Source organism: Burkholderia sp. AU45388 (assembly GCF_030481585.1).
GTDB lineage: Bacteria > Pseudomonadota > Gammaproteobacteria > Burkholderiales > Burkholderiaceae > Burkholderia > Burkholderia sola.
This window is the reverse complement of sequence record NZ_JAUJPV010000030.1, coordinates 37538-63894: the sequence shown is the minus strand read 5'-3', so window position 1 is coordinate 63894 and position 26357 is coordinate 37538. Positions and strand designations below refer to the sequence as shown.

20 protein-coding genes and 1 pseudogene are annotated in these 26357 nt (G+C 65.5%); 13 read left to right on the top strand and 8 right to left on the bottom strand.

Annotated elements, in window-relative coordinates; all coding sequences use genetic code 11:
• Positions 1-248 precede the first annotated feature (248 nt).
• Genes QZM72_RS32330 through QZM72_RS32320 form a run of 3 tightly spaced genes read left to right on the top strand, consistent with a single transcriptional unit; the run spans position 249 to position 3863 of the window.
• Positions 249-1475 (top strand): aromatic ring-hydroxylating dioxygenase subunit alpha, encoded by a 1227-nt coding sequence (locus QZM72_RS32330; protein ID WP_301740143.1) that lies wholly within the window; start codon positions 249-251, stop codon positions 1473-1475.
• Positions 1472-2869 carry an SLC13 family permease gene (locus QZM72_RS32325; protein WP_301740142.1) on the top strand — a complete coding sequence of 466 codons (1398 nt, stop codon included), beginning with the start codon at positions 1472-1474 and terminating at the stop codon, positions 2867-2869. Before QZM72_RS32330 ends, QZM72_RS32325 begins: the two co-directional genes overlap by 4 nt.
• Positions 2870-2891: 22 nt before the next feature.
• Positions 2892-3863, top strand: coding sequence for a PDR/VanB family oxidoreductase (locus tag QZM72_RS32320; protein WP_301740141.1), 972 nt, complete (start codon positions 2892-2894; stop codon positions 3861-3863).
• A 232-nt stretch (positions 3864-4095) separates the two neighbouring features.
• Here the strand turns inward: QZM72_RS32320 and QZM72_RS32315 are convergent, their stop codons facing one another.
• Both QZM72_RS32315 and QZM72_RS32310 read right to left on the bottom strand, forming a co-directional pair.
• The gene (locus tag QZM72_RS32315) at positions 4096-4374 is read right to left on the bottom strand and encodes a hypothetical protein (protein ID WP_301740140.1); all 279 of its coding nucleotides are present in this window, start codon (positions 4372-4374) and stop codon (positions 4096-4098) included.
• Complete coding sequence (locus QZM72_RS32310; RefSeq protein ID WP_301740139.1) at positions 4368-4691, bottom strand: hypothetical protein; 324 nt, start codon at positions 4689-4691, stop codon at positions 4368-4370. The genes QZM72_RS32315 and QZM72_RS32310 overlap by 7 nt, the downstream gene beginning before the upstream one ends.
• Before the next feature lie 442 nt (positions 4692-5133).
• Here QZM72_RS32310 and groES point away from each other — a divergent pair, with 442 nt between their 5' ends.
• The 3 genes from groES to QZM72_RS32295 all read left to right on the top strand — a co-directional run bounded on the left by groES (position 5134) and on the right by QZM72_RS32295 (position 7560).
• Entirely contained in the window at positions 5134-5451 is a 318-nt protein-coding gene (gene groES / locus QZM72_RS32305) for a co-chaperone GroES (protein WP_006482399.1), read from the top strand.
• Between the two features lie 80 nt (positions 5452-5531).
• Positions 5532-7154, top strand: coding sequence for a chaperonin GroEL (gene groL / locus QZM72_RS32300; protein WP_301740138.1), 1623 nt, complete (start codon positions 5532-5534; stop codon positions 7152-7154).
• Positions 7155-7272: 118 nt separating this feature from the next.
• On the top strand, positions 7273-7560 hold the full coding sequence (locus QZM72_RS32295; protein ID WP_179233559.1) for a hypothetical protein: 288 nt from the start codon (positions 7273-7275) through the stop codon (positions 7558-7560).
• A 168-nt stretch (positions 7561-7728) separates the two neighbouring features.
• Here QZM72_RS32295 and QZM72_RS32290 read toward each other — a convergent pair whose 3' ends face one another.
• Both QZM72_RS32290 and QZM72_RS32285 read right to left on the bottom strand, forming a co-directional pair.
• Positions 7729-8637 (bottom strand): manganese catalase family protein, encoded by a 909-nt coding sequence (locus tag QZM72_RS32290; protein ID WP_301740137.1) that lies wholly within the window; start codon positions 8635-8637, stop codon positions 7729-7731.
• Between the two features lie 627 nt (positions 8638-9264).
• Positions 9265-9546, bottom strand: a complete 282-nt coding sequence (locus QZM72_RS32285; protein ID WP_301740136.1) for a hypothetical protein — start codon at positions 9544-9546, stop codon at positions 9265-9267.
• A 479-nt stretch (positions 9547-10025) separates the two neighbouring features.
• Here QZM72_RS32285 and QZM72_RS32280 point away from each other — a divergent pair, with 479 nt between their 5' ends.
• Together QZM72_RS32280 and QZM72_RS32275 are read left to right on the top strand one after the other, a co-directional pair.
• Positions 10026-14180 (top strand): CheR family methyltransferase, encoded by a 4155-nt coding sequence (locus tag QZM72_RS32280; protein ID WP_301740135.1) that lies wholly within the window; start codon positions 10026-10028, stop codon positions 14178-14180.
• Positions 14181-14343: 163 nt separating this feature from the next.
• Positions 14344-15348 carry a chemotaxis protein CheB gene (locus QZM72_RS32275; protein WP_301740134.1) on the top strand — a complete coding sequence of 335 codons (1005 nt, stop codon included), beginning with the start codon at positions 14344-14346 and terminating at the stop codon, positions 15346-15348.
• A gap of 33 nt (positions 15349-15381) precedes the next feature.
• On the opposite strand, the gene QZM72_RS32270 is transcribed toward QZM72_RS32275, so the two are convergent.
• Both QZM72_RS32270 and QZM72_RS32265 read right to left on the bottom strand, forming a co-directional pair.
• Complete coding sequence (locus QZM72_RS32270) at positions 15382-16674, bottom strand: Nramp family divalent metal transporter (protein WP_301740133.1); 1293 nt, start codon at positions 16672-16674, stop codon at positions 15382-15384.
• Between the two features lie 258 nt (positions 16675-16932).
• Positions 16933-17532 (bottom strand): TetR/AcrR family transcriptional regulator, encoded by a 600-nt coding sequence (locus tag QZM72_RS32265; RefSeq protein WP_301740132.1) that lies wholly within the window; start codon positions 17530-17532, stop codon positions 16933-16935.
• 201 nt (positions 17533-17733) lie between these two features.
• On the opposite strand from QZM72_RS32265, the pseudogene QZM72_RS32260 reads away from it, so the two are divergent.
• Positions 17734-17845: pseudogene (locus tag QZM72_RS32260) on the top strand (sel1 repeat family protein); the annotation flags it as partial.
• 69 nt (positions 17846-17914) lie between these two features.
• On the opposite strand, the gene QZM72_RS32255 reads toward QZM72_RS32260, so the two are convergent.
• Positions 17915-18859 (bottom strand): LysR family transcriptional regulator, encoded by a 945-nt coding sequence (locus QZM72_RS32255; protein WP_301740131.1) that lies wholly within the window; start codon positions 18857-18859, stop codon positions 17915-17917.
• 180 nt (positions 18860-19039) lie between these two features.
• On the opposite strand from QZM72_RS32255, the gene QZM72_RS32250 reads away from it, so the two are divergent.
• From QZM72_RS32250 to QZM72_RS32235, 4 genes are all read left to right on the top strand, one after another.
• A complete protein-coding gene (locus QZM72_RS32250) occupies positions 19040-19963 on the top strand; it encodes a dihydrodipicolinate synthase family protein (protein WP_301740130.1) in 924 nt (307 codons plus the stop codon).
• 182 nt (positions 19964-20145) lie between these two features.
• Positions 20146-21588: an MFS transporter gene (locus QZM72_RS32245; RefSeq protein WP_089471026.1), complete on the top strand. Its 1443-nt coding sequence runs from the start codon at positions 20146-20148 to the stop codon at positions 21586-21588.
• A gap of 188 nt (positions 21589-21776) precedes the next feature.
• The gene (locus tag QZM72_RS32240; protein ID WP_301740129.1) at positions 21777-22850 is read left to right on the top strand and encodes a porin; all 1074 of its coding nucleotides are present in this window, start codon (positions 21777-21779) and stop codon (positions 22848-22850) included.
• A gap of 236 nt (positions 22851-23086) precedes the next feature.
• Positions 23087-25168, top strand: coding sequence for a bifunctional diguanylate cyclase/phosphodiesterase (locus QZM72_RS32235; RefSeq protein ID WP_301740128.1), 2082 nt, complete (start codon positions 23087-23089; stop codon positions 25166-25168).
• Positions 25169-25263: 95 nt separating this feature from the next.
• On the opposite strand, the gene QZM72_RS32230 is transcribed toward QZM72_RS32235, so the two are convergent.
• Positions 25264-26055 carry a thioesterase II family protein gene (locus QZM72_RS32230; RefSeq protein ID WP_089471028.1) on the bottom strand — a complete coding sequence of 264 codons (792 nt, stop codon included), beginning with the start codon at positions 26053-26055 and terminating at the stop codon, positions 25264-25266.
• Positions 26056-26357 lie beyond the last annotated feature (302 nt).

Here is a 26357-nt window from a genome sequence, read left to right as displayed (position 1 = left end):
CGGCGCGTCGATCTCGGCGATCGCGCGTACCGTTCGTCTTTTTAATTATACACATCGATCGATTTCTGGCGATGCGGCGGCGATGGCGGGCTGAAAATTGTGGATTTTCCCGCCTTGCATTTTTCCTTCACTTTATTTAGTCTAAAAAAATAGATTTATCGACGGGCGTATCGGAACTGAGGGTTCGCCGGTACGCAGACGTCTCCGGGGCGATACAGCCCGCTACAACCTGAGAGAGAGGTGTATTCATGCTTGACCACGCCACCAACGAATTGCTGACCCGCGTGGGGCCCGGCACGCCGTGCGGCGAATTGCTGCGTCGCTACTGGCATCCGGTCGGTTATTCGTCGGAGCTGGCCGAAGCCGGCCAGACGAAACGCGTGCGGATTCTCGGCGAGGATCTGGTGCTCGCGCGCACCGGCAACGGCGGCGTGCTGCTCGTGCAGGAGCGTTGCCCGCATCGCGGCGCATCGCTGCTGTACGGCTTCGTCGAGGAAGCCACGATCCGCTGCGCGTATCACGGCTGGCAGTACAACGCGGCCGGCGAATGCGTGGAGCGGCCGTTCGAATCGGCGAAGGCGAGCCGCGTGTGCAAGAAGCTGATCGACAGCTATGCGACGCACGAATGCGGCGGGCTGATCTTCGCCTACATGGGGCCGGCGGAGCAGAAGCCCGCGTTTCCGAACTGGGACATCCTCGTGCGCAACGACGGCGTCCGCCATTTCGAGGTGCAGGACGATCTCGCGTGCAACTGGTTCCAGGTGCAGGAAAACGCGGTCGACGTCACGCACACCTTCTATACGCACTCGAAATACTTCGAGCACCTCGGCATGCGCGACGCGTCCGGGTTCGGCAAGCCGTTCAAGCGGTTTGGCTTCCAGCGCTTCGACTGGGGCATCGTGAAGAGCTGGGAATACGAAGGCGAGGGCCGTGGCTGGGGCAACCTGATGGTGTTCCCGAACATGCTGCGGATCATGACCGAGATGCACTGGCGCGTGCCGGTCGACGATACGACGACGCGGATCGTCTGGGTGTCGTTCACGCCGAACGCGGACGGCGCGCGGCCGCCCGCGGACGAGGCGCCGAAGATCGTCCGGCAGCCGGCGCGCACCGACGCGGCGGGCCGCTACCTGATGAACACGTTCATGAGCCAGGATGCGATGGCGGTCGAGACGCAGGGCCCGATCTTCGATCGTTCGCGCGAGAACCTCGGCGCGTCCGATCGCGGGATCGTGATGTTCCGCCAGATGCTGCAGGAGCAGATCGACGCGGTCGCGCGCGGCGAGCGGCCGGTCGCGAACGTGTACGGCGGCGCGCCGGACGTGACCGACCTGCGCGCATGGATGGGCGGCTATCTGCCGATGAGCTGCGCGCCGGACCCGACGTTCCGCCAGCAGCGCGAATTCGGCGACATCTTCGACGAGTCGCACGTCGAATACGAGATCCCGGCGAACTCGCCGGTGATGCGCGCTTGAGCGGCGGTGCGCTCGGCGGGCCGGGCCGCGGCGCCGGCATGCTGACGGCCGGCCGCGTCACGGCCGCGCTGCTCGCGGCGGGGCTCGCGAGCGTCGCCGCGCTCGGCGCGCGCGGCACGCTGTCGGCCGGCGACGCACGCATCGTCGCGATCGTGTTCACCTGCATCGTGCTGTGGGCGACCGGCGCGGTCGCGAGCCTGTGGGTGTCGCTGCTGTTTTTCTTCCTCGCGGCGACCTGCACGACGGTGCCCACCGCCGAGATCTTCTCCGGCTTCGGGTCGAGCGCGTTCTGGCTCGTGTTCAGCGGCGCGGCGATCGGCTTCGCGCTGAAGGAGAGCGGCCTGAGCGAACGGATCGGCATCGCGCTCGCGCGCCGGATCGGCGGCTCGTACCTGAAGGCGTTGCTCGCATTCGCGATCCTGAGCTTCCTGCTGTCGCTCGTGATGCCGTCGACGTTCGGGCGAATCGCGATCCTGATTCCGATCGCGATCGGCTACTGCGACGTCGTGAAGCTCGGCGCGCACGCGAACGGGCGGCGCGGCATCCTGCTGCTCGTGATCGTCGGCTCGTACGAGCTGGCGGCCGCGGTGCTGCCCGCGAACCTGCCGAACGTGATCATGGCGGGGATTCTCGAGCAGTCGCACGGGATGCATCTGCGCTTCTCCGAGTATCTGCTGCTGTTCTTTCCGGCCGGCGTGATCGTGCGCGGCGCGGTGCTGGTGCTCGCGTCCTGGTGGCTGTTCGCGGATACGGTGGGCGAAGTCGAGATACCGGCGGTGCGCGGCGCGCTCGGCCGGCGCGAATGGCACGCGATCGTGCTGCTGGCGATCACGCTCGCGTTCTGGTTTACCGACGCCGTGCATCGCATCGCGCCAGGCTGGGTCGGGCTCGGGTTCGCGCTCGTCTACTTCGGCACGTCGCCGCCCGCGCAGCTCGAGCGCTTCACCGCGACGCTGAAGATGGACCTGCTGTGGTTCATCGCGGCGATCATCGGGCTGACCGCGCTCGTCAACCATCTCGACATGCGCGTGCCGGACACGCTCGCGCTCGACGCGCTGCGCGACAGCCCGATGCTCATGTACTTCGCGCTGACCGCGCTGTCGATCGTCGTCTGCTTCGCGGTCACGTCGAATGCGGAACCGGCGCTATACGTGCCGATCGTGTCGCGCCTGCTCGCGCAGGGGCTGCACCTGAAGGCCGGCCTGCTCGCGCAGGTGATGGGCTATGCGACCACGGTCCTGCCGTACCAGTCGCCGCCGATCGTGTTCGGCAACGCGCTCGCGCAGCTGGACCGGCGTGCGGTGCTGCGGTACTGCATCGCGACGGCGCTGCTGGGCGTGGTGTTCGTGATCCCGATCAATGGGTTGTGGTGGCGGCTGATCGGGCTGTTGTGAGTTTTCCTGAATGGTGAATCCAATGATCGAAAACGATCTGCTTGCCGCGCGCGTGATTGCGCGCGAGCGCGTCGCGTGCGACGTGATTTCGCTGCGGCTCGTCAGCGACGCGCCGAGTCTCTGCCTGCCGGCGTTCGAAGCCGGCGCGCATATCGACCTGCATCTGCGCGACGGGCTCACGCGCAAGTATTCGCTGTGCAACGATCCGGTCGAGCACGGCGTGTACGAGATCGCGATCAAGCGCGAGCCGGCGTCGAGCGGCGGCTCCGCATACGTGCACGATGCGATCCGGGTCGGCGACGTGCTGCGGATCGGCGCGCCGCTGAATTACTTCCCGCTCGCGCCGGACGACAGCCCGGCCGTGCTGCTCGCCGCCGGGATCGGCGTGACGCCGCTGCTCGCGATGGCGCATAGCCTGGTGCGCGCGGGCCGGCCGCTCGCGTTCCACTACTTTGTGCGTTCGGCCGACGCGGCCGCGTACGGGGCGACGCTCGCGTCGCGGCTCGCGGACGTCGCGACGGTGCACACGGGGCTGACGCCCGACGCGACCCGCGACGCGATCGCGACGATCGTCGGCGCGATGGAGCCGCGCTCGCATCTGTATTTCTGCGGACCGGCGCCGTTCATGGCGGCCGTCGACACGATCGCGCGGCCGGCGCTCGGCGATGCGCGGCTTCATCACGAGTATTTTTCCGCGCCGGCCGCGGAGCCCGCCGACGGCGAGGCCGACGCGTTCCGGATCGAGCTCGCGCGCTCGCGGCGCGCGTTGCTCGTGCCGCCGGGGCAGTCGATCACCGATGTGCTGTACGAGCACGGCATCGCGGTCGCCACGTCGTGCGAGGCGGGCGTGTGCGGCGCATGCCGGACGACCGTGCTCGAGGGCACGCCCGATCATCGGGACGCGTTCCTGAGTGCGGCGGAAAAGGCCCGCAACGATTGCATGATGCCGTGCGTGTCGCGATGCCGCGGCGAACGGCTGGTGCTGGATCTCTGAGCCGTCACGGGGGCTGAGCGAGGCCGGGGAAGTGTGTCGGTAGCCACGGATGTGGCGCGTGGGGCGCGCATGCCGGCGCGCCTTCGATCCCGTCCTGCGCGATGAGGCAGGCCGCACGGGGCCCGTATGTCGCCGGCTGGCAGGCTCCGTGTCGGCGGCGCGTTTTCGCGGCCCCTGCGTACGTCGGGCAGACCATGTGCACGTCGGTCGCCGAGTCGGCGACCGAGCCGCGTCATCCCGCCTCGTCCGATAGCGCGCCGGGCGCTTCGCCTTGACCGCCGCGCTTCGCCGTCGCCCCGTGGCTCCCGCGGGAAGCGATATCGGCCCCGAGCGCATGGAGAATCGATCGACCCTTCTTCGTCAGATACGCGCGTCGGCGGCCGGGCGCGCGATGTTCGAGCATGACGAGCTGTCGTTCGAGCAACGCATCGAGTTCGGCGCGATTCATGTCGAGCTGATCCGGTGCCTGGCACACCAGCATCAGCGTCGCGAATTCGTGCGGGCTCAGCATGGCTGCCCCCCGTCGCGCACGGCACCGCCGCGCTTAGGCGCGGCCCAGAAAAACGAAATAGGGTGCAGCGCCCACCCACGCGCGGCGACCCGACGGCGCGGCAGCTTCGGTCGGCCGATCGCGGCCGGTTGGGCCGCGCCGCGCAACGCGAACGGCTTGCGGGCAGCACGTACCCGAGCGCCGATCGGCGCCGCGCGGCCCGTACCGTTGCGCGCCATCCGCAGGCCGGCCGGCAGACCCTTGAAGGCGCGGGCGGCGCGTCGTGGTCGGCGGCCGACCTCCGGCAGCCGATCGAAGACAAGGAAAGGATCGTTCATGATTCGCTCCCGATTGGGCCTCGCACGGGGACGAACCGGACCACGCGCTCCAGTTCGTCGATCCACGAGAGGCCTCGTTGACAAACAAATCGAAACACGCAGCGCATAAGCCGCGGCTGCTCGAGCGATACCCAAAATAGGATGGGAAGCGCGGATTTCAAGCACCGCTCCGCGACGGTTCGCATGTCCCGGTGCGGCGGCCGGCGACGCCTTCTTGCCGCGCGTCACTAGGCGTCGCGAGACAACCGACGATCATCAAAAAGGCGCGTCCTTGATGAAACATTTTGTTACAAACAGGCTTTTTTCGGCCTCTTGAAGCACGCGTCCCGCGCCACTATTTCGCTTTTCGCCAATCGACGGCACGCCGGCGCATCGCAGCTTTGCGCGTGCGGGCGCCAGCGGATTCCCTTTTCCAGGTGATCTCATCGCTCAGGAGATGAAAATGCAGATTCGTCCCCTCTACGACCGGGTTATCGTCAAGCGAATCGAACAGCAGCGGACGACGGCCTCCGGCATCGTGATTCCCGATTCGGCCGCCGAACGGCCCGAGCAGGGTGAAGTGATTGCGGTCGGCAGCGGCCGGCTACTCCAGGACGGCTCGCAGCGTCCGCTGCAGCTCCAGGTCGGCGACCAGGTTCTCTTCGGCAAATATGCAGGCCAGACCGTGAAGGTGAACGGCGAGGAACTGCTCGTCATGCGCGAAGAGGACGTCATGGGCGTACTCGAACCCGAATCGCCGGCCGCCAGGAAAGCGGCCTGAATGCCGATTCGACCGCGTCGCACGGGTGGCTGCCCGATGCGCGCGGCATCCCGTTCAACGACTGTATCCGGAGCAGGAAAATGACTGCAAAAGACGTGAAATTCCGCGACGGCGCGCGCCAGCAGATCGTCAAGGGCGTGAACGTGCTGGCCGACGCGGTGAAGGTGACGCTCGGCCCGAAGGGCCGCAACGTCGTGATCGAACGCGGCTTCGGCGCGCCCGTGATCACGAAGGACGGCGTGTCGGTCGCGAAGGAAATCGAGCTGAAGGACCGCTTCGAGAACATGGGCGCGCAAATCGTCAAGCAGGTCGCGTCCAAAACGGCCGACGTGGCCGGCGACGGGACGACCACCGCCACCGTGCTCGCGCAGGCGATCGTGCAGGAAGGCATGAAGCACGTCGCGGCCGGGATGAACCCGATGGATCTGAAGCGCGGCATCGACAAGGCCGTCGGCGCGGTGCTCGACGAGCTGCGCACGCTGTCCCGGCCGATTTCGACCCACAAGGAAATCGCGCAGGTCGGTGCGATTTCCGCGAACTCGGACGAAGCGATCGGCAAGATCCTCGCCAATGCGATGGAGAAAGTGGGCAAGGACGGCGTGATCACCGTCGAGGACGGCAAGTCGCTGGAGAACGAGCTCGACGTGGTCGAAGGCATGCAGTTCGATCGCGGTTACGTGAGCCCGTATTTCATCAACGATCCGGCGAAGCAGGCGGCCTATCTCGACGATGCGCTGATTCTGCTGCACGACAAGAAGATCTCCAGTGTCCGTGATCTGCTGCCGATCCTCGAAGCGGCGTCCAAGGCCGGCAAGCCGTTGCTGATCGTCGCCGAGGATGTCGAAGGCGAAGCGCTCGCGACACTCGTCGTGAATTCGATGCGCGGCATCCTGAAGGTCGCCGCCGTCAAGGCGCCGGGTTTCGGCGATCGACGCAAGGCCATGCTGGAGGATCTCGCGATCCTGACCGGCGCGACGGTCGTCTCGGAGGAAACCGGCAAGCAGCTCGACAAGGCCACCCTCGAGGATCTTGGTCGTGCGAAGCGTGTCGAGGTGCGCAAGGACGATACGATCATCATCGACGGCGCGGGCGATGCGGCGCGCATCGATGCGCGCGTGAAGTCGATTCGCGTGCAGATCGACGAAGCGACGAGCGACTACGATCGCGAAAAGCTGCAGGAGCGTGTCGCGAAACTCGCGGGCGGCGTGGCAGTGATCAAGGTCGGCGCGGTCACCGAGGTCGAAATGAAGGAGAAGAAGGATCGTGTCGACGATGCGCTGCACGCCACGCGCGCCGCGGTCGAGGAAGGCATCGTGCCGGGCGGCGGCGTCGCGCTATTGCGTGCGCGCGCGGCGCTGTCGGACATCCGGGGCGCGAATGCGGACCAGGACGCCGGCATCCGGATCGTGCTGCGCGCGCTGGAGGCGCCGCTGCGCGTCATCGCGGCCAATGCGGGCGACGAACCGTCGGTCGTGATCTCGAAGGTGCTCGAAGGCACCGGGAACTTCGGCTACAACGCGGCGACCGGCGAGTACGGCGATCTGGTGGATGCGGGCGTGGTCGACCCGACCAAGGTCACGCGTACCGCGCTGCAGAACGCCGCGTCGATCGCGAGCCTGGTGTTGACGACCGATGCGACCGTCGCGCAAGCGCCGAAAGAGGACAGCGCCGAGCCGGCTCCCGCCCCCGAACTCGGCTACTGACCGGTGTCGCAGGTTCGCCTGCGATCGTCGAACAGCCGCTGGCCGGAGCGGCTTTTCCCGGCGCGCGCGACAGCGGGGGGGCGCGCCGCGCCGTTTTTTCATGTTTGCGAGACCGACCATGAAGCTCGAACTCTCGATCGATTCCAGGCCGCTGCACGTCGAACTCGACGACGTCATCGCGGGCCTGCTCGCGGCACGGCTCGGCCTGCCTCCGGATGGCGACCATCGCGTCGCGCTCGCCCGCTACCTTGGCGACGCGGCGGGGCCGTGGACGCTGGACGACGCCCATATGCGCAAGCGTGTGATGCGCCGCCTGATTCTCGACATCGCCGATCCGACACTGGTCATCCAGTACCTGATGGCCGACCAGACCGACCAGACCGGGTCCGGCGAAGCCGGCGCGTGACGCGCGCCGAGCGTTCCATGGCGAGTGCGTTCACGAGGAGTGTGCGTCGCACAGCCGGTTCATCGAACGTTCGCCGCCTGCAGTGTCAGGCTATTGTCATTTCATCATCCATCGCATGACGAAGCGGCACTCGCGCCGACGCCCGAGCGCCCGTCTTCGCGCTTCCGGTCAGGCTCCGCCGTCCGGCTTGCCGGGCGCGCGGCCCTGCGGGACCGGCTGGCCTGCACCCAGTTCCGCACCGGTCACCGGGTCGCTGTCCGGATCGGACGCGAGCCGCTGCGCCATCGCATCGACCGCGTCTACCTGCTGCGGCTCGAGCATTCCTTCGGCAATACCGGTGCCGCCGTCGACGGCCGGCTGGGCGTCGCGGATTTCGAGGCCCTCCCCATGGTTCCAGGGGCCGACCAGCGGCGCCGCGTCCGGCTGCATCCGGAAGTACACGCTGTCGTACGGCGCCTTCGGCGGCAGCTTGCCCGGCGGGAAATTCGCGGTGATCGCATACAGCGCCTTCTCGAACGACTTCAGGTGCGAGACCTCGCGCGTCATCAGGAAGCCGAGTGCGTCGCGAATGCCGGGATCGTCGGTCACGTTGATGAGCCGTTCGTAGATGATCTTCGCGCGCGCTTCGGCCGCGATGTTCGAACGCAGGTCGGCGGTCGGTTCGCCGATCGTGTCGATGTACGCGGCCGACCACGGCACGCCGCCCGAATTCGTCAATGGCGCGCCGGCGCCGTACAGCACCTGCGTCACGTGGCTGTCGTTGCCCGCGCCGTGCAGCTTGCGGTACAGCTCGGCCTGTTCGTCGACCGCTTCGGCGAGTTCGCCCTTGGCGCCGCGATTGAGCATCGCGGCCATCGAGCCGATCACCTCGAGATGGCTCAGCTCCTCGGTGGCGATGTCGAGCAGCATGTCCTTGCGGCCGGGATCCTCCTCGGTGATCGCCTGAGTGAAATAGCGCATCGCGGCGGCGAGTTCGCCTTGCGGGCCGCCGAACTGCTCGAGCAGCAGATTGGCGAGGCCGGGATTCGGCGCGCCGACGCGCACCGTGTACTGAAGCCGTGTGTTGTGGATGAACATGGCATCTCCGTGGAAAGGGTTGCGCGACATTCGCGGTGGCGACCCAGCACGAATCGATCCCGTGGCCGGCCGACGACCCCGGGTACGCGGCGCGATTCCGGTCGGCGTGCACAGTGTCGTGGGAGCGGCTTTCGACGAACGCTGGCGGCGTTCGCACGCGTGCGACGCAACGCATCGCGACGCCGGCAGACGATGGCCGGTCGGGCGCGAGCCGGCGCCGGATGACGAAGGCGCGATCGGTTCGCGAGGCGTCGTTTCTCGCGTATGGGGCGGACCGTTGCCGATGCAAGGGCGCGGCACGCGGGAAGGGCAGCGTCGGCGGCAATACGAGCGCGTCGCGTGATCTGCAACCCTCGTTGCCGGATTTTCAAGCGGTTGTCATTTCGGCCGCATGAGCCGTGTCACGCTGGCGCGTGACGCGCGTTTCGTGAAGATGGCGATGCGCGGCGACGGACGTGCCGCGTTGCTGGCGGGGCTGATCGGCGCGATGACGTTGCGGTTGGACGGCAACCGAACGGCCGGTGCGTCAGCATCCGGACGATCGTGGCTGCTCCTGTTCCCCGCGGTGCCGCGCGAGCCGGATGACGCGAGGCGCGCGGGCCGGCCGGCGACGGCCGGCATGCCGGTTCATCGCGCTTTCAGCATTTCGTCGGCGAGCCGATAGGCGCTGATCGCGCGCTTCGATTCGTAGTCGGCGATCGTCGACACGTTGCGCCCGGCATCGCGCGACAGCAAGCCCTGCAGCGCGGCGGCGGCGAAGAAATCGCGCAGGTCCGGCGTCGCGGATTTCGGCTCGGGCGGAGGGGCTTCGACGATCGGCCCCGCTTTCCAGAAAACGGGCGACGGCGTGGCGGCCTTGGAGACGGCGGCGGTTTGTTTGATGCTCACATCCTGGGAAAACGGCGTCATTTCTTCCCCTTCGATCAGGTATCTGTTGGCGAAGCAGTGTAACGTCCCCGACTGCGTGGGCGAGCATCGTTTCATGTTGTTCTTGAGCGGTACTAACCGCTTGATCGACGCGAATATTCGCCGGTAATACGGCATCCGTCAAAGGAAATAAATTGAATCCGACGGGCCGACGCACGAGCACGATTCGTTCCCGCTGGCGATCGACCGGAAGCATCGCGTTTCGCCACCGGTGGGGACGGTATGTCGGTACGAATGACGTTCCGGTGACACACCCGCATGCGGCCGTGGCGCTCCGCCGCACGCCGGTTGCAAGCCTTTCGTCAGGCGCCCGGTCTCGCTTGGCGGTGTCTTACAATGCGCATGGACGCCCGGCGGGAAGTATCCCCAGCGGGATCGCGGGACGGCGGGGCGAGGCGATGCGACCCGGTATCGATCGGCGCCCGGCACAGGACGTTCGGCAACACCGTCAGGAGAATTCAATGGCACGGCAAGCGCCTACGCACAAGGAGCAGCCTCCATCGCCCGCGACGTTGAAGAGCGATCTGTCGTTTCCGGTCGTGGGCATCGGTGCGTCGGCAGGCGGCACGACGGCCTTGCAGACCTTTTTCGAGAATGCGCCGACGGGCATGGACATGGCGTTCGTCGTCGTCGTCCATCTCGCGCCGGAACAGGCCAGTCATATGGACGCCGTCCTGCAGCGCACGACGGGCATGCCGGTGCATCAGGTGACGTCCACGGTACCGATCGAGAAAAACCATATCTACGTGATCGCGCCGGGCATGCACCTCGAGATGTCGGACGGTTGCCTTCGTTGCCACGGCCGGGATCCATCCGATGGGGTTCCGTTCACGATCGACCACTTCTTTCGGACGCTGGCGGACGCGCACGACTGGCGCGCGGTCGGCATCGTGATGTCCGGCACCGGCTCCGACGGCGCGGCGGGCTTGAGCCGCATCAAGGAGGCGGGCGGCATTACGCTCGCACAATCGCCGGACGACGCCGAGCACGCAGGGATGCCGCAGCATGCGATTGCGATGGCGCGTGTCGATATTGTGCTGCCGGTGGCCGACATGCCGCAACGGTTGCTCGAACTCTGGTCGAATGCGCGCCGCATCGAACAGCAAGGCTTCCAATTCGCGCAATCGCTGCACAACGTCGAGCGGCCGACGATCAACGATCCCGAACGGGCGCTCTCCGACATTCTGATGCACCTGAGGGTACGCACCGGCCACGACTTCCGGCTGTACAAGCGGGCGACCGTGCTGCGGCGTATCGAGCGGCGCATGCAGGTCAACGGCCAGCGTGATCTCCTCGCGTATCGGGATTTCCTGCGGGCCACGCCGGAAGAAGCGAACGCGCTGCTGGAGGACATGCTGATCGGCGTGACCCAGTTCTTCCGCGATCGCGAAGCCTTCGATTTCCTCGAACGGGAAGTGATCGGCTCGTTGTTCGCGTCGGAGTCCGGCGAGGAGCAGGTCCGTGTGTGGGTGGCCGGATGCGCGACGGGCGAAGAGGCGTACTCGATCTCGCTGCTGCTGGCGCGGGCGCGCGAGGCCGCGATGTCGAGCCAGGCCATCCAGGTCTTCGCGACCGATATCGACGAGGCGGCGATCGTCCGCGCGCGGACCGGTTCCTACCCGCTGTCGATCGCGAGCGACGTGCCCGCCCCGCTGCTGCAGCGGTATTTCACGCGGGATGGCGCGCACTACGTGATCGCGAAGGCGGTGCGCGAGCGCATCCTGTTCGCGGCGCACAGCCTGCTGCGCGACCCGCCGTTCTCGCATCTCGACCTGATTTCGTGCCGCAACGTGCTGATCTATCTCGAGCGCGCGGTGCAGCGGCAAATCCTGGAGCTGTTCCATTTCGCGTTGCGCCCCAACGGTTACCTGTTCCTCGGCACCGCGGAGTCGGCCGACGCGGCGGACGATCTGTTTGCCGTCGTGGACAAGAAACGCCGGATTTACCGTGCACGCGTCGTCACGCATCGCGCGAAGCCGGCCACGGGCTTTCCGCCGCTGTTCCAGGTCGAATCCGGCGCATCCGACGAGCGGGCCGCGCCGCAGCCGCCGTTGCGCGTGCCGGCCAGCCCGGCCCAACGCAACTTCTCCTATTCGGAGCTCCATCAGCGCGCCCTCGAAACGTATTCGCCGCCGAGCGTCATCATCGACAAGGAATCGAACGTCGTTCATCTGTCGGATAACGCCGGCCGGTTCCTGCGGCACGTCGGCGGCGAGCTGTCGAGCAACATCATGACGCTGGTGCTGCCGGATCTGCGGCTCGATCTGCGCACCGCGATTTTCCGTGCGCTGCAAACGGGCACGAGCGTGGAGGCGCGCCGGGTGAAATGGGCACACGATGGCCGCGTGTCGTGGATCAACATGACGGTCAGGCCGTTTCACGACAAGGTCGCGAATGCGGAATTCCTGCTCGTCGTGTTCGACGAGGTGGCGGGCCGCATGACGGAGGAGGACCAGGTCGAGACGAGCGGGCAGGATCCGGTGCTGGCCCAGCTCGAACAGGAGCTGCAGCACAGCCGCGAGCAACTCGCGACGATCATCGAGCAGTACGAAACGTCCGTCGAGGAATTGAAGGCGTCGAACGAGGAGCTGCAGGCGATCAACGAAGAGTTGCGTTCCACGAGCGAGGAACTGGAAAGCAGCAAGGAGGAACTGCAATCGGTCAACGAGGAGTTGACGACGGCCAACGCCGAAATGCAGGCAAGGATCGAAGACACCGCGAAAGCGAACGACGATCTGCACAACATCATCGCGTCGAGCGAGATCGCGACCGTGTTCGTCGACAAGGAAATCCGGGTCAAGCGGTTTACGCCCAACGCCACCGCGATTTTCAACCTGATCGATTCGGACCTGGGCCGGTCGCTGTTCCATATCACCCATGCCCTGCGGTATCCGACGCTGGCCGACGATGTCCGGCAGTCGTTTCAGTCGCTGCGGCTGATCGAGCGCGAGATCGAGAGCGAGGCTGGCCGGTGGTATCTGATGCGGTTGCTGCCCTATCGGACGGCGGACGATCACATCGACGGCGCGGTGATCACGCTGATCGACATCACCGACCGGCATCACGCGGAAGAGGCGGCGCGAGCCGGCGAGCAGCGCCTGCGTCTGGTCGCGCAATCGACCAAGGACTACGCGATCATCATCCAGGACGGCAACGGGTCCATCGTGAGCTGGAACGCCGGCGCGGAACGCATATTCGGCTATACGGAAGAAGAGATGATCGGCCAGGACGTGGATCTGATCTACGAGCCGAGCGACCGACAGGCGCTCGTACCGACGCGCGAGCGCGACATCGCGACCCGCGAAGGGCGCGCGGACGACGAACGCTGGCACCGGACCAAGGACGGGCGGCGGATTTTCTGTAGCGGCGTCGTCACGCCGATTTCCGATACGTCGTTCAACGGCTTCGCGAAGATCGTGCGCGACATGACGCTGCGCAAGCAGAGCGACGACGCGAACCGTGAAGCGCTCGCGCGGGAACAGGCGGCCCGCGAGCAGGCGCTCAGTTCGAGTCAGCTGAAGGACGAGTTCATTGCCGTGCTGTCACACGAGCTGCGGCATCCGCTCAACCTGATCGGCGTCAAGGCGGAAATGCTGCCGCGCCTGCCGGAGACGCGCGACATTGCCGCCGTGCGCGAAGCCGCGGATTCGATTCGGCAGGCCGTGCGCGCACAGGCGCAGATCATCGACGATCTGCTCGATCTGTCGCGCATCCAGACCGGCAAGCTCGCGCTCGAGCTGGGCCGGGTCGATCTGACGGCGATGTTGCGCGGCATCACGGATACCTGCGAGCTCGACGTGCACGCGCGCGGCCTGGTCCTGCAAACGGAGTTGCCGACGGAGCCGGCCATCGCGCTCGCCGATCCGGTGCGATGCGAGCAGATCTTCTGGAACCTGATGTCCAACGCGCTCAAGTACACGCAACCGCACGGCCGGATCGTCGTGCGTCTCGCGCACGAGGGCAAGATGCTGCGCGTCGACGTGATCGACGACGGGCAGGGGATCGACGGCGATACGCTTCCGCATGTCTTCGACATGTTCCGGCAGGCGCCGCGCGACAGGACCCGCGGCGGTCTCGGCATCGGGCTGGCGCTCGTTCGGCAACTCGTCGAAATGCATGGCGGCCGGATCGCCGCCGCGTCCGATGGCCCGGGCTCCGGCACCACGATGACGGTATGGCTGCCGGCCGCATCGACCGAGCGCGCCGTGTCTGCGGGCAGCGGCGTGCCGGAGGGGAATATCGCCGGCCTGCGCGTGCTGCTGGTCGAGGACGATCAGGAGACGGCGACGTCGCTCACCGCGCTGCTGGAACTGGCGGGGGCGGTGGTCCAGAGCGCGAAAAGCGGTGCCGCGGCGTTGACGATGCTGCAGGAGGCAACCGTGGACGCGATCGTGTCCGACATCGGGCTTCCCGACATGGATGGCTACGCGTTGCTTCGGCGGATCAAGACCGATCCCCGCTGGGCCACGCTCCGGACCGTTGCGCTGACCGGCCGCAATCGCCATGACGACGTCCGGGCCGCGACGAAGGCCGGCTTCGACAGCCATCTGTCGAAACCGCTCGATTTCGGGATGTTGCTCGCGGTACTCGGCGACGCGCATCGCGACACTCCATGACGGCCGACGGCCCGCGCGTGCATCGCGGGTCGGTCGGGCGCGGCTCGCCGCGGCGGCGTTTGCGGCAGTCGCCATTCGACTCGCGTTGCGTCGTCTGCGCCCGCCGGTGACGGAATGCCGGTTCAGGAACCCGATTTGCGGCTATATCCGGAAAGGGGGGGCTATGGATCGTCGAGATATCGTCGTAATCGCATCGTCCCGGGGTGGTCTCCCGGTCCTCCGGACCCTCGTGGCGGGCATCGCCGCGGATTTTCCGGTGCCGATTTGCATCGTTCAGCACATTGGTCGACATCGGACGATTCTGCCCGATCTGTTGTCGCGATGGGGCACGCTGGAGGCAAGCGAGGCGCGACACGGCCAATCGCCTCAGGCCGGCAGAATTTACGTGGCCCCGTCCGACCGGCACATGATCGTGCGCGATGGCGATCTCTGGCTGCTCGATACGGCCGCCGAGAACTTCACCCGGCCGGCTGCCGATCCGCTGTTCCGGTCTGCCGCCCGCGAATACGGTGCCGGTGCGATCGGCGTGGTCCTCAGCGGCGATCTAGATGACGGCGCGGCTGGCCTCGCGGCGATTCGCGCCCGGGGCGGCTACGGTATCGTTCAGGAGCCCGACGAATGCGAAGCGCCGTCGATGCCGCGCAGCGCACTGGCCGCGGCGGGCGCCGATGTGGTCGCAAGGGCTGGAGAGCTGCCGCAGGCCATTCGTGCGGCGGTCTACGGCGCACGTGTGACGGAGCGGCGAAAGGCGGCGGACTTGCGCGACCTGGACCACGAGAGCGGGATTGCGGAGGAGGGCCTCGTCGATCCTGGGCTGCTTGACGCGATCGGCACGCGTTCCGCCCTCACGTGCCCCAGTTGTCACGGCGTGCTCTGGCGCATGCGCGACGATCGTCCATTGCGATACCGATGCCATACCGGGCATGCATTCTCCGCGCTTTCTCTCGACGACGTGGAGGCCCAGAAAGCGGAGGATGCGATATGGGGGGCGATCCGCGCGGTTCACGAGCGCATGATTTTTGCGCGCGAGCGCCAGGAATGGGCGCGCCGAACCGGCAACGCCGAGGGCGTCGCGATCGAACAGGCTCGCATCGACGAGAACCAGCGACTCGCGGACGTGCTGCGCGATGCGGTCGGCGCGGCGCTGGGCGGAGACGAACCGGGCTGAGCGCAGCGGCTCGCGGCATCCGCGCCACGGGTTTTATCCGGGCACGAACACGCCCAGCGCCGCGAGCGCCATCGAGAGCGTCGCGACCCATCCTCCCCACGCAAGCGTGCCTCTGACGGCGAACTCGCCCATGACTCGTCTGCTTCTCGCCATCAGCATCATCACGACCATGATCGGCACGGCGCTTACGCCGTTGATGACGGCGCTCCAGTAAAGCGCGCGGATCGGGTCGAAATGCGTGAACGTGAACGCGATTCCGCCGACGATCGCCAATACGATCACTGCATAGAATTCGGGCGCGACGCCCCACTGCAACGCGAGACTGTTGCGCCAGCGGAACGTGCCGGCCGCCGCATAGGCGGCCGATCCCGCGAGCACCGGCAGCGCCAGCAGGCCGGTACCGACGATGCCGAGCGCGAACAGCACGTATGCGAAGTGACCGGCCACCGGCTCGAGCGCCCGCGCGGCGTCCGCCGACGTCTTGACGTCGATGTGATGGGTGTGGAGCGTGGCCGCTGCCGTCAGCACGATGAAGAACCCGATCACGTTCGAGACGCCCATGCCGAACCACGTATCGAAGCTGATCCGGCGCAATTGCGCGGGCGCCTCGCGCGGCATGCGCCGCAGCGGCCGCTGGTCCGGCGCGGCGCGCAACTCCTCGACTTCCTGGGATGCCTGCCAGAAAAACAGATACGGGCTGATGGTCGTGCCGAGCACGGCGACGACCGTGGTCAGATAAGCGGCGGTCGGTTGCGCATGGGGCCGCACGATCGCGCGACCGACCTCGGCCCAGTTGACGGGCACGATGAGGGCGACCGCGACATACGCGAGCAGCGTCAGCGCGGTCCATTTGAGGAGTCGCGCGTAGCGGTCGTACGGAACGAACACCTGCAGCACGACCGACACGCCGCCGAGGCACACGATGTAGAGCTGTTGCGGGCCGGGCAGCAACAAACTGACGGCCGCGCCCATGGCCGACAGGTCGGCCGCGATATTGATCACGTTGGCCGTGATCAGCAGCACGACCGTTCCGTACAGCAGCCATCGCGGGTAGTGCGTGCGCATGTTGGACGCGAGTCCTTTGCCCGTCACGCGGCCGATTCTCGCGCTGACCAGCTGGATGGCCGTCATCAGCGGGTACGTCAACAGCAAGGCCCACAGCAGTTCGAAGCCGAATTGCGCCCCCGCCTGCGAGTACGTGCCGATGCCGGACGGGTCGTCGTCGGCGGCGCCGGTGATCAGGCCGGGGCCGAGACGCCGGACCCACGAGGTCTCATTCGGGGATGGTTTCGTCGGCTCGGGCTGGAGCAAGTCGTTGTCGTTCATGATCGCGGGCCTCCCGGGAGTGCTGCAGGCGCAATCGCCATGCCTGCTCGACGGGCGTCTCGCGCGGGCGGCCCCACGCGACCGTGGAGCGGAAGGAACGAGGATGAACGGAAGTCCGAGGCGAGGATTAGGCAGCGGCTGCGGATGTCCAGCCGCCGCGCGGAAAACGGGGAGTCGTCGAGGTCGGTTGCATCGACATCGAATCGCTTCTGGACGATGACCGGCGTGACGGCGTATCCGAGGCAGACGTGGGTCGGCTCAGAGCGTCTCCCCACCGTCGGCGGGCGAAACCGTCGCATGCATCGCCTGTTCGAGAAGGACCTGCGCGGCTTGCCACGCGTGCGCGGCAGCGTCGCAATCGTTGAACGCCCGTGCCTCGGCCGTGGCGCCGTCCAGCAGCATCATGAAGACCGTTGCCAGCCGGTGGGCGGTTTCGGGCGGCACGAGGGCCTCGATCAGTTCTGCGATCCATTCGACCATGGTGCGGCGATAGCGGATCGCGACGTCCGAGATCGGCGCATAGGCGGTACCGAACTCGGCCAGCGCCCGCTCGAACAGGCAGCCGGCGAATTCGGGCGTCTTGAACCACGCCGCGTACCAGTCGAAGAGGGTCTTGACGCGCCCGACCGGATCGGCCACGTGCTGCAACTGCGCGGCGATGCTGCCGACGATCAGGTCGTAGCGCTGGACCAGCACCTCGCGGATCAGTTCGTCCTTGCTCGCAAAATGCCGGTACAGCGTCATGCGGGCGACACCGGAATCGTCGATGATCCAGTCGACGCCCACCGGGTGGAATCCGTGCCTGGAGAACAGTTCGGTCGCTTTGTCTACCACCAGCTGGCGTTTGTTGGCTCGCACGAACGGCTTCCTCCTCGGTATTTCACCAACATAGACCGATTATTCTAGCATCACGGGGCTCGACGAAATCGGCCTCCGGCCGTGGTCCGAGGGCGTTGCGGCTTGACACACTTCGACTGCGGCGCCGGTCGTCAAGTTACCTGACTGTTGGGTAGACCGATATATATCATTTGAAGGCAGTAGGCAACGCTTGCACCGGGGCTGCTGTTGCTGTCGGCCGCGTGCGCGCAGGATCCGCCGGTTACCGCCAGCACGGTGCGGATTCGCGACGACACAGGTTGTTCCGATCCGCCCTGAAGATCAGGTTTCCTATTGAAAGAGGAGCGAGGCGGAAGAGCGGGACGATCCGCGCATCGCCGCGCTCAAGCCGTGCCCGGGCCCTTCAGATGGAGCGCAGGAACGCGGCGGACACGCCCAAGCGAAGGTCCGACGAGAGATTGCGCGACCGTGCGATTTCCCTCGTGAGCTGCATGACCGTGCGGCAAGCCAGCGTCAGTTCGCCGTGCGGCGACATGGCGAGCGCAATGAAGCGCGGCACGGACGGATCGACGACCATCGACGCTTGCAATCGGCATTCCCGTTCCAGATTGGCGATCGCATAAGGGCCCAGCAACGCATGGATGCCGCCGTCGGCGACGATGTGCCCCTGCAGGCTCAGGGAATCGGCTTCCGCCGCGAAATTCAGCGATACCTGGTGTTCGCCCGCGATTTGTTCGAGCCGCTCGCGCCAGCTATTGGGGCGGCAGAAAGAGACCAGCGGAATGCCATCGAGCCTGGAAAACGCGATCGTCGGCTGACGGGTCAACAGATCGCCTTCCGCCCCAACGAGGTAAGTCGCGGCCTCGACCAGATATTCGTCACCGTTTCTCGGCGTCGGACTATTTCGAAACAGGATGGCGAGATCGACGCTGCCGTTCTCCAGCCAGGTTTCCAGCAACGCCCCTTGACCCTCGCGGACCTGTAACTGCACCAGTGGGTAACGCTCGCGAAGCCGATGGTAAACGGTGCTGACAAGCGGATGGGCGGTGGAGGGCAGGATTCCGAGCCTGACTACGCCGATCGGCTCGCCCGCCGTGCTGCGGATGTCGTTGGACAACTGCTCCGTGCTGGCCAGCCACGTCCTCACGCGTGGCGCGATACGCGCGCCCAGCTCGGTCAATACCACGCCGCGCCCTGTCCGTTGAAACAGGCGGCCGCCGCAGTACTGCTCGAGCTCGACGATTTGCCGGCTGATGTGAGGCTGACTGGTGCCGTAAGCAACGGCCGTCTTGCTGAGGCTTCCGAGTTCCGCCGCGTCGATGAATAGCTTCCAGGCCGCATAGTCCATCGCGAAGCCTCTCAGGAGATATGTCGAATCAGTATATCTGAAATGCGAGATTTGGCCGTTCTCGCATGGGTCGTGCGTCCTTACACTGCATCGCATGCACCGTTGTTCCGGTTCGATGCGAAACGGGCAGCGGGCTCTCCTCCCCAAAGAGGAGTTGAAAAGCTCACATCTGGAGACGTCATGAAAGCGATCGATCTGCGGGGTTTGGTCCCGGCACCCGTTACCCCTTTCACCCGCGAGGGCGCGGTGGACCATGCGGCAATTCAACGGCTGGGCGCGTGGCTCGGCGGCATCGAAGGCGTCAAAGGTCTGACGGTTCTCGGACACGCAGGCGAAGGCACGTTCCTCTCACAGAAAGAGCAGGTTCAAGTCATCGAAAGCTTCGTGAAGTCCGTCGACGGCAAGATTCCGGTCATCGCCGGCATTACGCTCGAAGGCACGGAAGTGGCGGTGGAAGAGGCGAAGCGCGCGGTCGACGCCGGCGCGTCGGCCGGCCTGGTGTATCCATCGCACGGCTGGCTGCGCTTCGGTTACCAGAAAGGCGCGCCGCAAGATCGCTACCGCGCCATCCACGAGGGCAGTGGCTTGCCGCTCATCCTGTTCCAGTACCCGGACGCCACGAAGGCGACCTACAACCTCGAAACGCAGCTGGAAATCGCCGCGCAACCGGGCGTCTTCGCGATGAAAAACGGCGTGCGCAACATGCGTCGCTGGGACGTGGAGATTCCGATCATTCGACGCGAGCGTCCGGAACTGCAAATCCTGACCTGTCACGACGAGTATCTGCTCCACACGATGTTCGACGTGGACGGCGCGCTCGTCGGCTACGGCGGACTGGCTCCCGAGCCGCTCATCGAACTGATCAAGGCAGGCAAGGCGAAAGACTACCCGGCCGCTCGCGCGATTCACGATCGCCTGCTGCCGGTGACGCGCAACGTGTATCACCGCGGGTCGCACATGGAAGGCACCGTCGCGCTCAAGCATGGCCTGGTGGCTCGCGGCATCCTCGAGCACGCCGCAGTGCGCTCCCCGTTGCTGCCGCTGGCGCAAGGCGCGGACGTCGAAATTGCGCACGCGCTTCGTTCGGCCGGGCTCGTCGACTGACACCGGCGCGGCACGTCCATAGCCGGATGACGACGGCGAAGCGCTGCCCGCTTCGCCGCCGACAGGCTCGGCAAACGATAAAAACGCGCCGATGTCGCGGAAAACCATAAGAAAACGCGACCGGCGCTGTAAAACGAGAAGCAAGCCGAAGGTCCATAAAATGCAGCTTTTCAGGAGACAGCATGAACACCCCTTCGACCGCCTGCGGCGTCGACCTTGATCGGTCCGCGAGCGAAACGCGTCCCATGAGCGAGCAATTGCGGGCGGCGAACCTGCTGTTCCGCATCGAGAACGTGCCGTTTTGCAAGTGGCACACCCGGGCACGAATCGTCATGGGCAGCGCGACCCTCTTCGATGCATTCGACGCACTTTCGCTGGCTTTCGTACTGCCCGTACTGGTGGGGCTCTGGCATCTTTCTCCCGGTCGGATCGGCGTGCTGATCGCTGCCGGCTATCTTGGCCAGGTCGTCGGCGCGTTGGTCTTCGGCTGGCTGGCCGAGCGCCTGGGGCGGGTGCCGAGCGCCACCGTCGCGGTGGGCGTCATGTCGGCCATGAGCGTCGTATGCGCGTTCACCGGCAGCTTCCACATGCTGTTTCTGATGCGCTTCCTGCAAGGCATCGGTGTGGGCGGAGAAGTGCCCGTGGCCGCCACGTACATCAACGAGCTGTCCCAAGCACACGGCCGCGGACGCTTCTTCATCCTGTACGAACTCATTTTCCCGTTGGGCCTGCTCGCGGCCGCGCAGCTCGGTGCGTTCGTCGTCCCGCGCTTCGGCTGGGAATATATGTTCCTGATCGGCGGGATTCCGGGCATCGTCGTCGCGATCCTGATCGCACGTCTTCCGGAATCGCCGCGCTGGCTCGTTTCACGGGGGCGTTTCGATAAGGCCGAACGCATCATCGAGCGGCTGGAAGCCAGCACGACGAAGCGCAACCTCGACACGCAGACCCAAAAGGCCGAGGTGGATGCGCGCGTGTCGGGTCTTCTGCTCGGCCGACAGTCGAAGCAGAAGGGAACGTGGAAGGAACTCTTCTCGCCGTTCTACCGAGGCCGCACCGTTGTCGTGTGGCTGCTTTGGGCGAGCGCTTATTTCGTGGCCAATGGCATCAACAACTGGCTGCCGAGCCTCTACAGGACGGTCTACCATCTGCCGCTGCAAACGTCGCTTCAGATGGCGTCCATTTCGAACATCCTGAGTACGTGCGGTGTGCTTGCCTGTGCGCTGCTGATCGATCGGGTCGGGCGCCGCCGGTGGGCAATGGCCTGCTTCATCATCAGCGCGGCCCTGCTCGCCGTACTCGGCATTCACGGCGCCGGCAGCGCGTGGTCCGTGATGTTCCTCGGATCGTCGGCTTACGCGGTGATGGCGACGACCACGGTCCTTCTGTACCTGTACACCCCGGAGATCTACCCCACCCGGATGCGCGCGATCGGTACCGGTCTCGCGACTTCCTGGCTGCGGGCGGCGTCTGCGGCCGCGCCGGCGATCGTCGGCGTCGTATTGACCGGGAGAGGCATCGCCGCGGTATTCGTCATGTTCGCGGTAGTCAGTGCCGTGGGCTTCTTCGTCGCCACGCGAATGGTGGAGACGACCAATCGTTCGCTCGAAGAGATTTCCCCGTAGTCGCTCGCATGCCTGACGGCGCCTTCCCCTGATAAGCCTCGAGGGAAGGCGTTTCCTCGTCCGTCACGCCAGTGACTTCAGCGACATGCTCGCAACACGCGCCGCCGTGGCAGGTAATCCATCAGTACTGCAGAGTGGATTGTCGCGAAAAAGGCTGCTCGAAAAAAATATGAATGGAGACAACCGAAATGAAAAAGACACGACAGGCCGTGGTGCGCGTTGCCGCCCGGCGCGTTGTCGGTACGCTCGGAGTGACGGCGATATTCAACGCGGCTCTGGCATCGATTTCCGTCGACGCATACGCGGATAGCGGCTCCCAGATCCAGCTTTATGGCCTCATCGGCACCTACGTCGGGAGCATCAAGCGCAGCGACACGCCGCAGTCCGCGGTACAGATGGGCAGCGGCGGGCTGACCACATCGTTCTGGGGAATCCGCGGCAAGGAAGACCTTGGCGGCGGCGTCGGCGCCATCTTTGTCCTCGAAAGCTTCTTTCGATCCGCGAACGGCGCGCTCGGGCGCAGCGCGGCGGACCCGTTCTGGTCACGCAATGCGTACGTGGGCTTTCAAGGCGAGTTCGGCCAGTTGACCTTCGGGCGGCAAAGAAATCCGGCCTATACGGCCGAATCCCTCATCAATCCGTTCGGATCCTCGACCGTCTTCTCTCCGCTCGTCCTGCAGACGTTCGTGACCAACTATGGCGGGACGATCATCGGCGATACGGTGTGGAACAACACCGTCAAGTACACGACTCCGGACTTCAAGGGTTTCGGCGCCACCGTCATCTATGGTCTTGGCGGCGTTGCGGGTTCGCCCGGCGTCGGTAACCTCGGCATTCACTTGAACTATCGTGGGCATGGCCTCACGGCCGTGCTGTCCGGCCAGCGCGTGCGGTATACCGCGGCAGGGCCGGTCGGCGCGCAGTACGCCTATCTGGCCGGCGCGGCATACGACTTCAAGCTCGTCACGCTCTACGGCGCCTGGGCGATGACGAGCGACACGAGTACGCCGACCGGCAGCCACACCTACGAAGCGGGTGTGTCGATCCCGTTGTCGCCGGCCGACTTCCTGCTGGCGGAATGGGCGCGCACGAAGCGGTCCGGCGCTACCCGAGCGGCCGGCAGCCTGCGGAACACCGCGTCCGTCGGCTACAACCACCTTCTGTCGAAACGGACGGATGTCTACGCGATTTACTCCTACGACAAGCTGAGCGCTCAACCCACCGGCAACACGTTTGCGGTGGGCGTTCGTCACACGTTCTGATTCCGCCCGCGCGCCCTCCAACGCCCCCGCAGCCGTCAATCCTTTCCTGAACGCGAGGTCGCGTTTATGATCCGCCTTGCAAGCGGTGGCCGCTGGAATCGTCTGATTGGTCGTACGACCGGTCCGTTCCTTCGGCACCGCTTTCCTTTTGCGCCCAACCCTCACACGAATTCACGAGGCCCCCCGGCAATTCGGGGTCTCGTCGTCGCCGAATCGAAAGCGATCTGTAAATAACAATGCTGCCGACCAGTTACAACGCGTTGCTCGTTCTTCTTTCGCTCCTGATCGCCATATTGGCGTCCTACACCGTGCTGGACATGGCCGGGCGTATCAAGACGGCCGACGGGCGCGCCGCGCACTGGTGGCTGGTCGGCGCGGCCAGCGTGATGGGCGCGGGCATCTGGTCGATGCATTTCGTCGGCATGCTCGCCTTCGCGTTGCCGATTCCGCTGGGATACGATCCGGCCATTACGGTGCTGTCGTTGCTGATCGCCATTGCCTGCTCGACGGTTGCGCTGTGGCTCGTCTGTCGGGGCACGCTCGAGTGGCATCGGCTTGGCGGCGGAGCGATGTTGATGGGGGCTGGCGTAGCGGGAATGCATTACACGGGCATGGCTTCGATGCGCATGTCGCCGGGCATCCAGTACGATCCGTTGCTCGTCTGCCTGTCGGTCGCGATTGCCGTCGTCGCATCCGGCGCCGTGCTGTGGATCGTATTCATTCGGCGAACCGGTTCGTCGCGCGTGCGCCTGCTCAATCTGGGGGCAGCGGTCCTGATGGGGGCCGCCATCGCCGGCATGCACTATACGGGGATGGCGGCCGCCCGGTTCCCGCTGGGCAGCCTCTGCGGGGCCGCGCGCGCCAGCATGGATCCCGGCTGGCTTGCGCTCGTCATCGTCGTGGCCACGTTGGCGATACTCGCCATCGCGCTGATCGTTTCCATCCTCGACCTGCGCCTGGAATCCCGCACGGCGGTACTCGCGACGTCGCTGGCCGAAGCGAACCAGGAGCTGACGTATCTGGCGCTGCACGACACCCTCACCAAGCTCCCCAACCGCGTGCTGCTCGAAGACCGGATCGACCAGGCGATCCAGAGCACCGACCGCGAGCACGGGTGTTTCGCGCTGATGTTCATGGACCTCGACGGATTCAAGGCCGTCAACGATGCCTATGGTCATCACGTCGGCGACCTGTTGCTGGTCGACGTGGCCCGGCGCATCGGCGCGAACCTGCGCTCGCAGGACACGATTGCCCGTCTGGGCGGCGACGAGTTCGTGCTGGTCGTGGCCGTGAACGAGCCCGCGGACGCGGCCGACGTGGCGGACAAGGTATTGGCGGTGATGCGGAAACCGTTCCGCGTGTCCGAACACGAATTGCGTGTGTCGGCCAGCATCGGCATTGCGCTCTATCCCGGCAACGGCAGCGATTTCCGCGAGCTGACGACCAATGCCGATGCAGCGATGTATCACGCCAAGGCGCTCGGCCGAAACGCGTACTGCTTCTTCGAGGCATCGATGAACGCGAATGTCCGCGAGCACTTGAAACTCGTGCAGGAACTCCGTCTGGCGCTGGAGCGGCATGAACTGGTCCTGCATTACCAGCCGAAGTTCGAAGTTCCCGACGGACCGATCATGGGCGTCGAGGCGCTGTTGCGATGGAACCATCCGACGCGCGGCCTCATTTCGCCCGATCGGTTCATCTCGATTGCGGAAAAGACCGGATTGATCGTGCCGATCGGCGAATGGGTGCTGGACGAGGCCTGCCGGCAGATACGCGCGTGGCGGGATGGAGGTCGAACCGACTGGACGATGGCAGTGAACCTTTCGCCGTTGCAGTTCGGTCACGCGAGCCTGATCCGGGTCGTGGAGGCCGCATTGCAGCGGCACGCGCTGGCGCCGCACTGCCTGACGCTGGAGATCACCGAATCGACCGCGATGCGCGATGCCGACGCCAGCTTGAGAATCCTGCAGCAGCTTCACGACATGGGGGTGCGCATTTCGATCGACGACTTCGGAACGGGTTATTCGAGCTTGCTGTATCTCAAGCGCCTGCCGGCCAGCGAGCTCAAGATCGATCGCGGATTCATCCGGGATCTCGAGCACGATACCGAAGATGCCGCGATCATCTCCGCGATCGTCGCGCTCGGCCGGGCACTCGACCTGAAGATCGTCGCGGAGGGCGTGGAAACGACCGCGCAGCAGCAGTTCCTGACCCGGCTCGGCTGCAATTCGCTGCAGGGCTTCTTGCTCGGTCGTCCGATGCCGGCGGATCACTTCGTCGACGTGATCGCGCAAGGCACGGCGATCAAGAGCATGTGATCCCGATTCGGAACGTGTCGGGGTCGCCCGGCGCGATCGCCCGGCGCATCTGCGCAACGGTCGATCACGGCAAGCGGGGGCGCCCATGTTATCGGCTACGGTATCGCGCAATCATCGGTGTCGCGCTGCCCCGCCTGCGCCAACGCCTGGCCGATTGCGTGCTGAACCGCGGCCGGATGGTCCAAAAGAAAGAAGTGCCCGCCGTCGAACGCGCGGAAATCGACCGGATGGTGCGACGCACGCAACCAGTCACGTTGCCCGGCCGGGCTCAGCAATGTGTCGTCGCGGCCGGAGAAGACCGTGACGGGGCAGGGTAGCGCGGTCGCGGACGGCAGCGGGAAGAACCGCTCGACGACGCGGAAATCCGCCTTGGCCAGCTTCAGCAGCATGGCCCGTAGCGCGTCGTGTTCCACCACTTCGCGTGGCGTTCCGCCGAGCGACACGACGTAGTCGACGATCTGGGCGTCGGTGCGCAAATGAACCGGCATGCCATCGCGGTGCGCGTGGCGATGCGCGTAGAACGGCGCATCGGCGCCGGACGCGCCGAGCCAGACGGGCGGACGCCCCTGTTGCGCCATGTCGCACGCGAAACAATACGCGATCAACGCCCCCATGCTGTGGCCGAACACCGAATAGGTGGGCGGCAACAGCGGACGCAGCGCGCGCAGGAAGTCGATCAGTTCGGGCAACGTATCGATCGCGCGAGCGCCCAGACTCCGGCCCCGGCCGGGCAGTTCGATCAGCCACACCTCGATGTCGTCCGGGAACGACGCCCCCCATCGATAGTAATTGGCCGCCGCGCCGCACGCGTGATGGAACACCAGCAGCCGATGCCGCGCCGTCGGGCGCTCGAGCGGAATGGTGACAGTACTGGCCAGCAAGACCATGCTTCTGAACTCCAATTAAAAACGAACCGGACAAAATACAAAACAATTGGGCTGATTATGGATTTATTTGAAAAGGTATATTTCGCATATCTGTTCACATATTTATGAAACAATGGGCTCGATTATTGGTTGTCAGGGAATATGATTTATCCCGGTTTCATGCAATAGAAATGTAATTGATTTAAGGTGAATTATGGTAAAGTCGGTTCGATTCGATTTTTAGCGTGCTTGCATCGTCACTCGATGCTATCGGGCGTGCTGTTCTTATCGAAATATCGGATTATGTGATGCGTGTGACACGC

Bases quoted from the DNA above. Each gene is read 5' to 3' on its own strand.
- QZM72_RS32330 (WP_301740143.1), top strand. From the start codon at position 249: ATGCTTGACCACGCCACCAACGAATTGCTGACCCGCGTGGGGCCCGGC.
- QZM72_RS32320 (WP_301740141.1), top strand. From the start codon at position 2,892: ATGATCGAAAACGATCTGCTTGCCGCGCGCGTGATTGCGCGCGAGCGC.
- QZM72_RS32315 (WP_301740140.1), bottom strand. From the start codon at position 4,374: ATGCTGAGCCCGCACGAATTCGCGACGCTGATGCTGGTGTGCCAGGCA.
- QZM72_RS32310 (WP_301740139.1), bottom strand. From the start codon at position 4,691: ATGAACGATCCTTTCCTTGTCTTCGATCGGCTGCCGGAGGTCGGCCGC.
- groES (WP_006482399.1), top strand. From the start codon at position 5,134: ATGCAGATTCGTCCCCTCTACGACCGGGTTATCGTCAAGCGAATCGAA.
- groL (WP_301740138.1), top strand. From the start codon at position 5,532: ATGACTGCAAAAGACGTGAAATTCCGCGACGGCGCGCGCCAGCAGATC.
- QZM72_RS32295 (WP_179233559.1), top strand. From the start codon at position 7,273: ATGAAGCTCGAACTCTCGATCGATTCCAGGCCGCTGCACGTCGAACTC.
- QZM72_RS32290 (WP_301740137.1), bottom strand. From the start codon at position 8,637: ATGTTCATCCACAACACACGGCTTCAGTACACGGTGCGCGTCGGCGCG.
- QZM72_RS32285 (WP_301740136.1), bottom strand. From the start codon at position 9,546: ATGACGCCGTTTTCCCAGGATGTGAGCATCAAACAAACCGCCGCCGTC.
- QZM72_RS32280 (WP_301740135.1), top strand. From the start codon at position 10,026: ATGGCACGGCAAGCGCCTACGCACAAGGAGCAGCCTCCATCGCCCGCG.
- QZM72_RS32275 (WP_301740134.1), top strand. From the start codon at position 14,344: ATGGATCGTCGAGATATCGTCGTAATCGCATCGTCCCGGGGTGGTCTC.
- QZM72_RS32270 (WP_301740133.1), bottom strand. From the start codon at position 16,674: ATGAACGACAACGACTTGCTCCAGCCCGAGCCGACGAAACCATCCCCG.
- QZM72_RS32255 (WP_301740131.1), bottom strand. From the start codon at position 18,859: ATGGACTATGCGGCCTGGAAGCTATTCATCGACGCGGCGGAACTCGGA.
- QZM72_RS32250 (WP_301740130.1), top strand. From the start codon at position 19,040: ATGAAAGCGATCGATCTGCGGGGTTTGGTCCCGGCACCCGTTACCCCT.
- QZM72_RS32245 (WP_089471026.1), top strand. From the start codon at position 20,146: ATGAACACCCCTTCGACCGCCTGCGGCGTCGACCTTGATCGGTCCGCG.
- QZM72_RS32240 (WP_301740129.1), top strand. From the start codon at position 21,777: ATGAAAAAGACACGACAGGCCGTGGTGCGCGTTGCCGCCCGGCGCGTT.
- QZM72_RS32235 (WP_301740128.1), top strand. From the start codon at position 23,087: ATGCTGCCGACCAGTTACAACGCGTTGCTCGTTCTTCTTTCGCTCCTG.
- QZM72_RS32230 (WP_089471028.1), bottom strand. From the start codon at position 26,055: ATGGTCTTGCTGGCCAGTACTGTCACCATTCCGCTCGAGCGCCCGACG.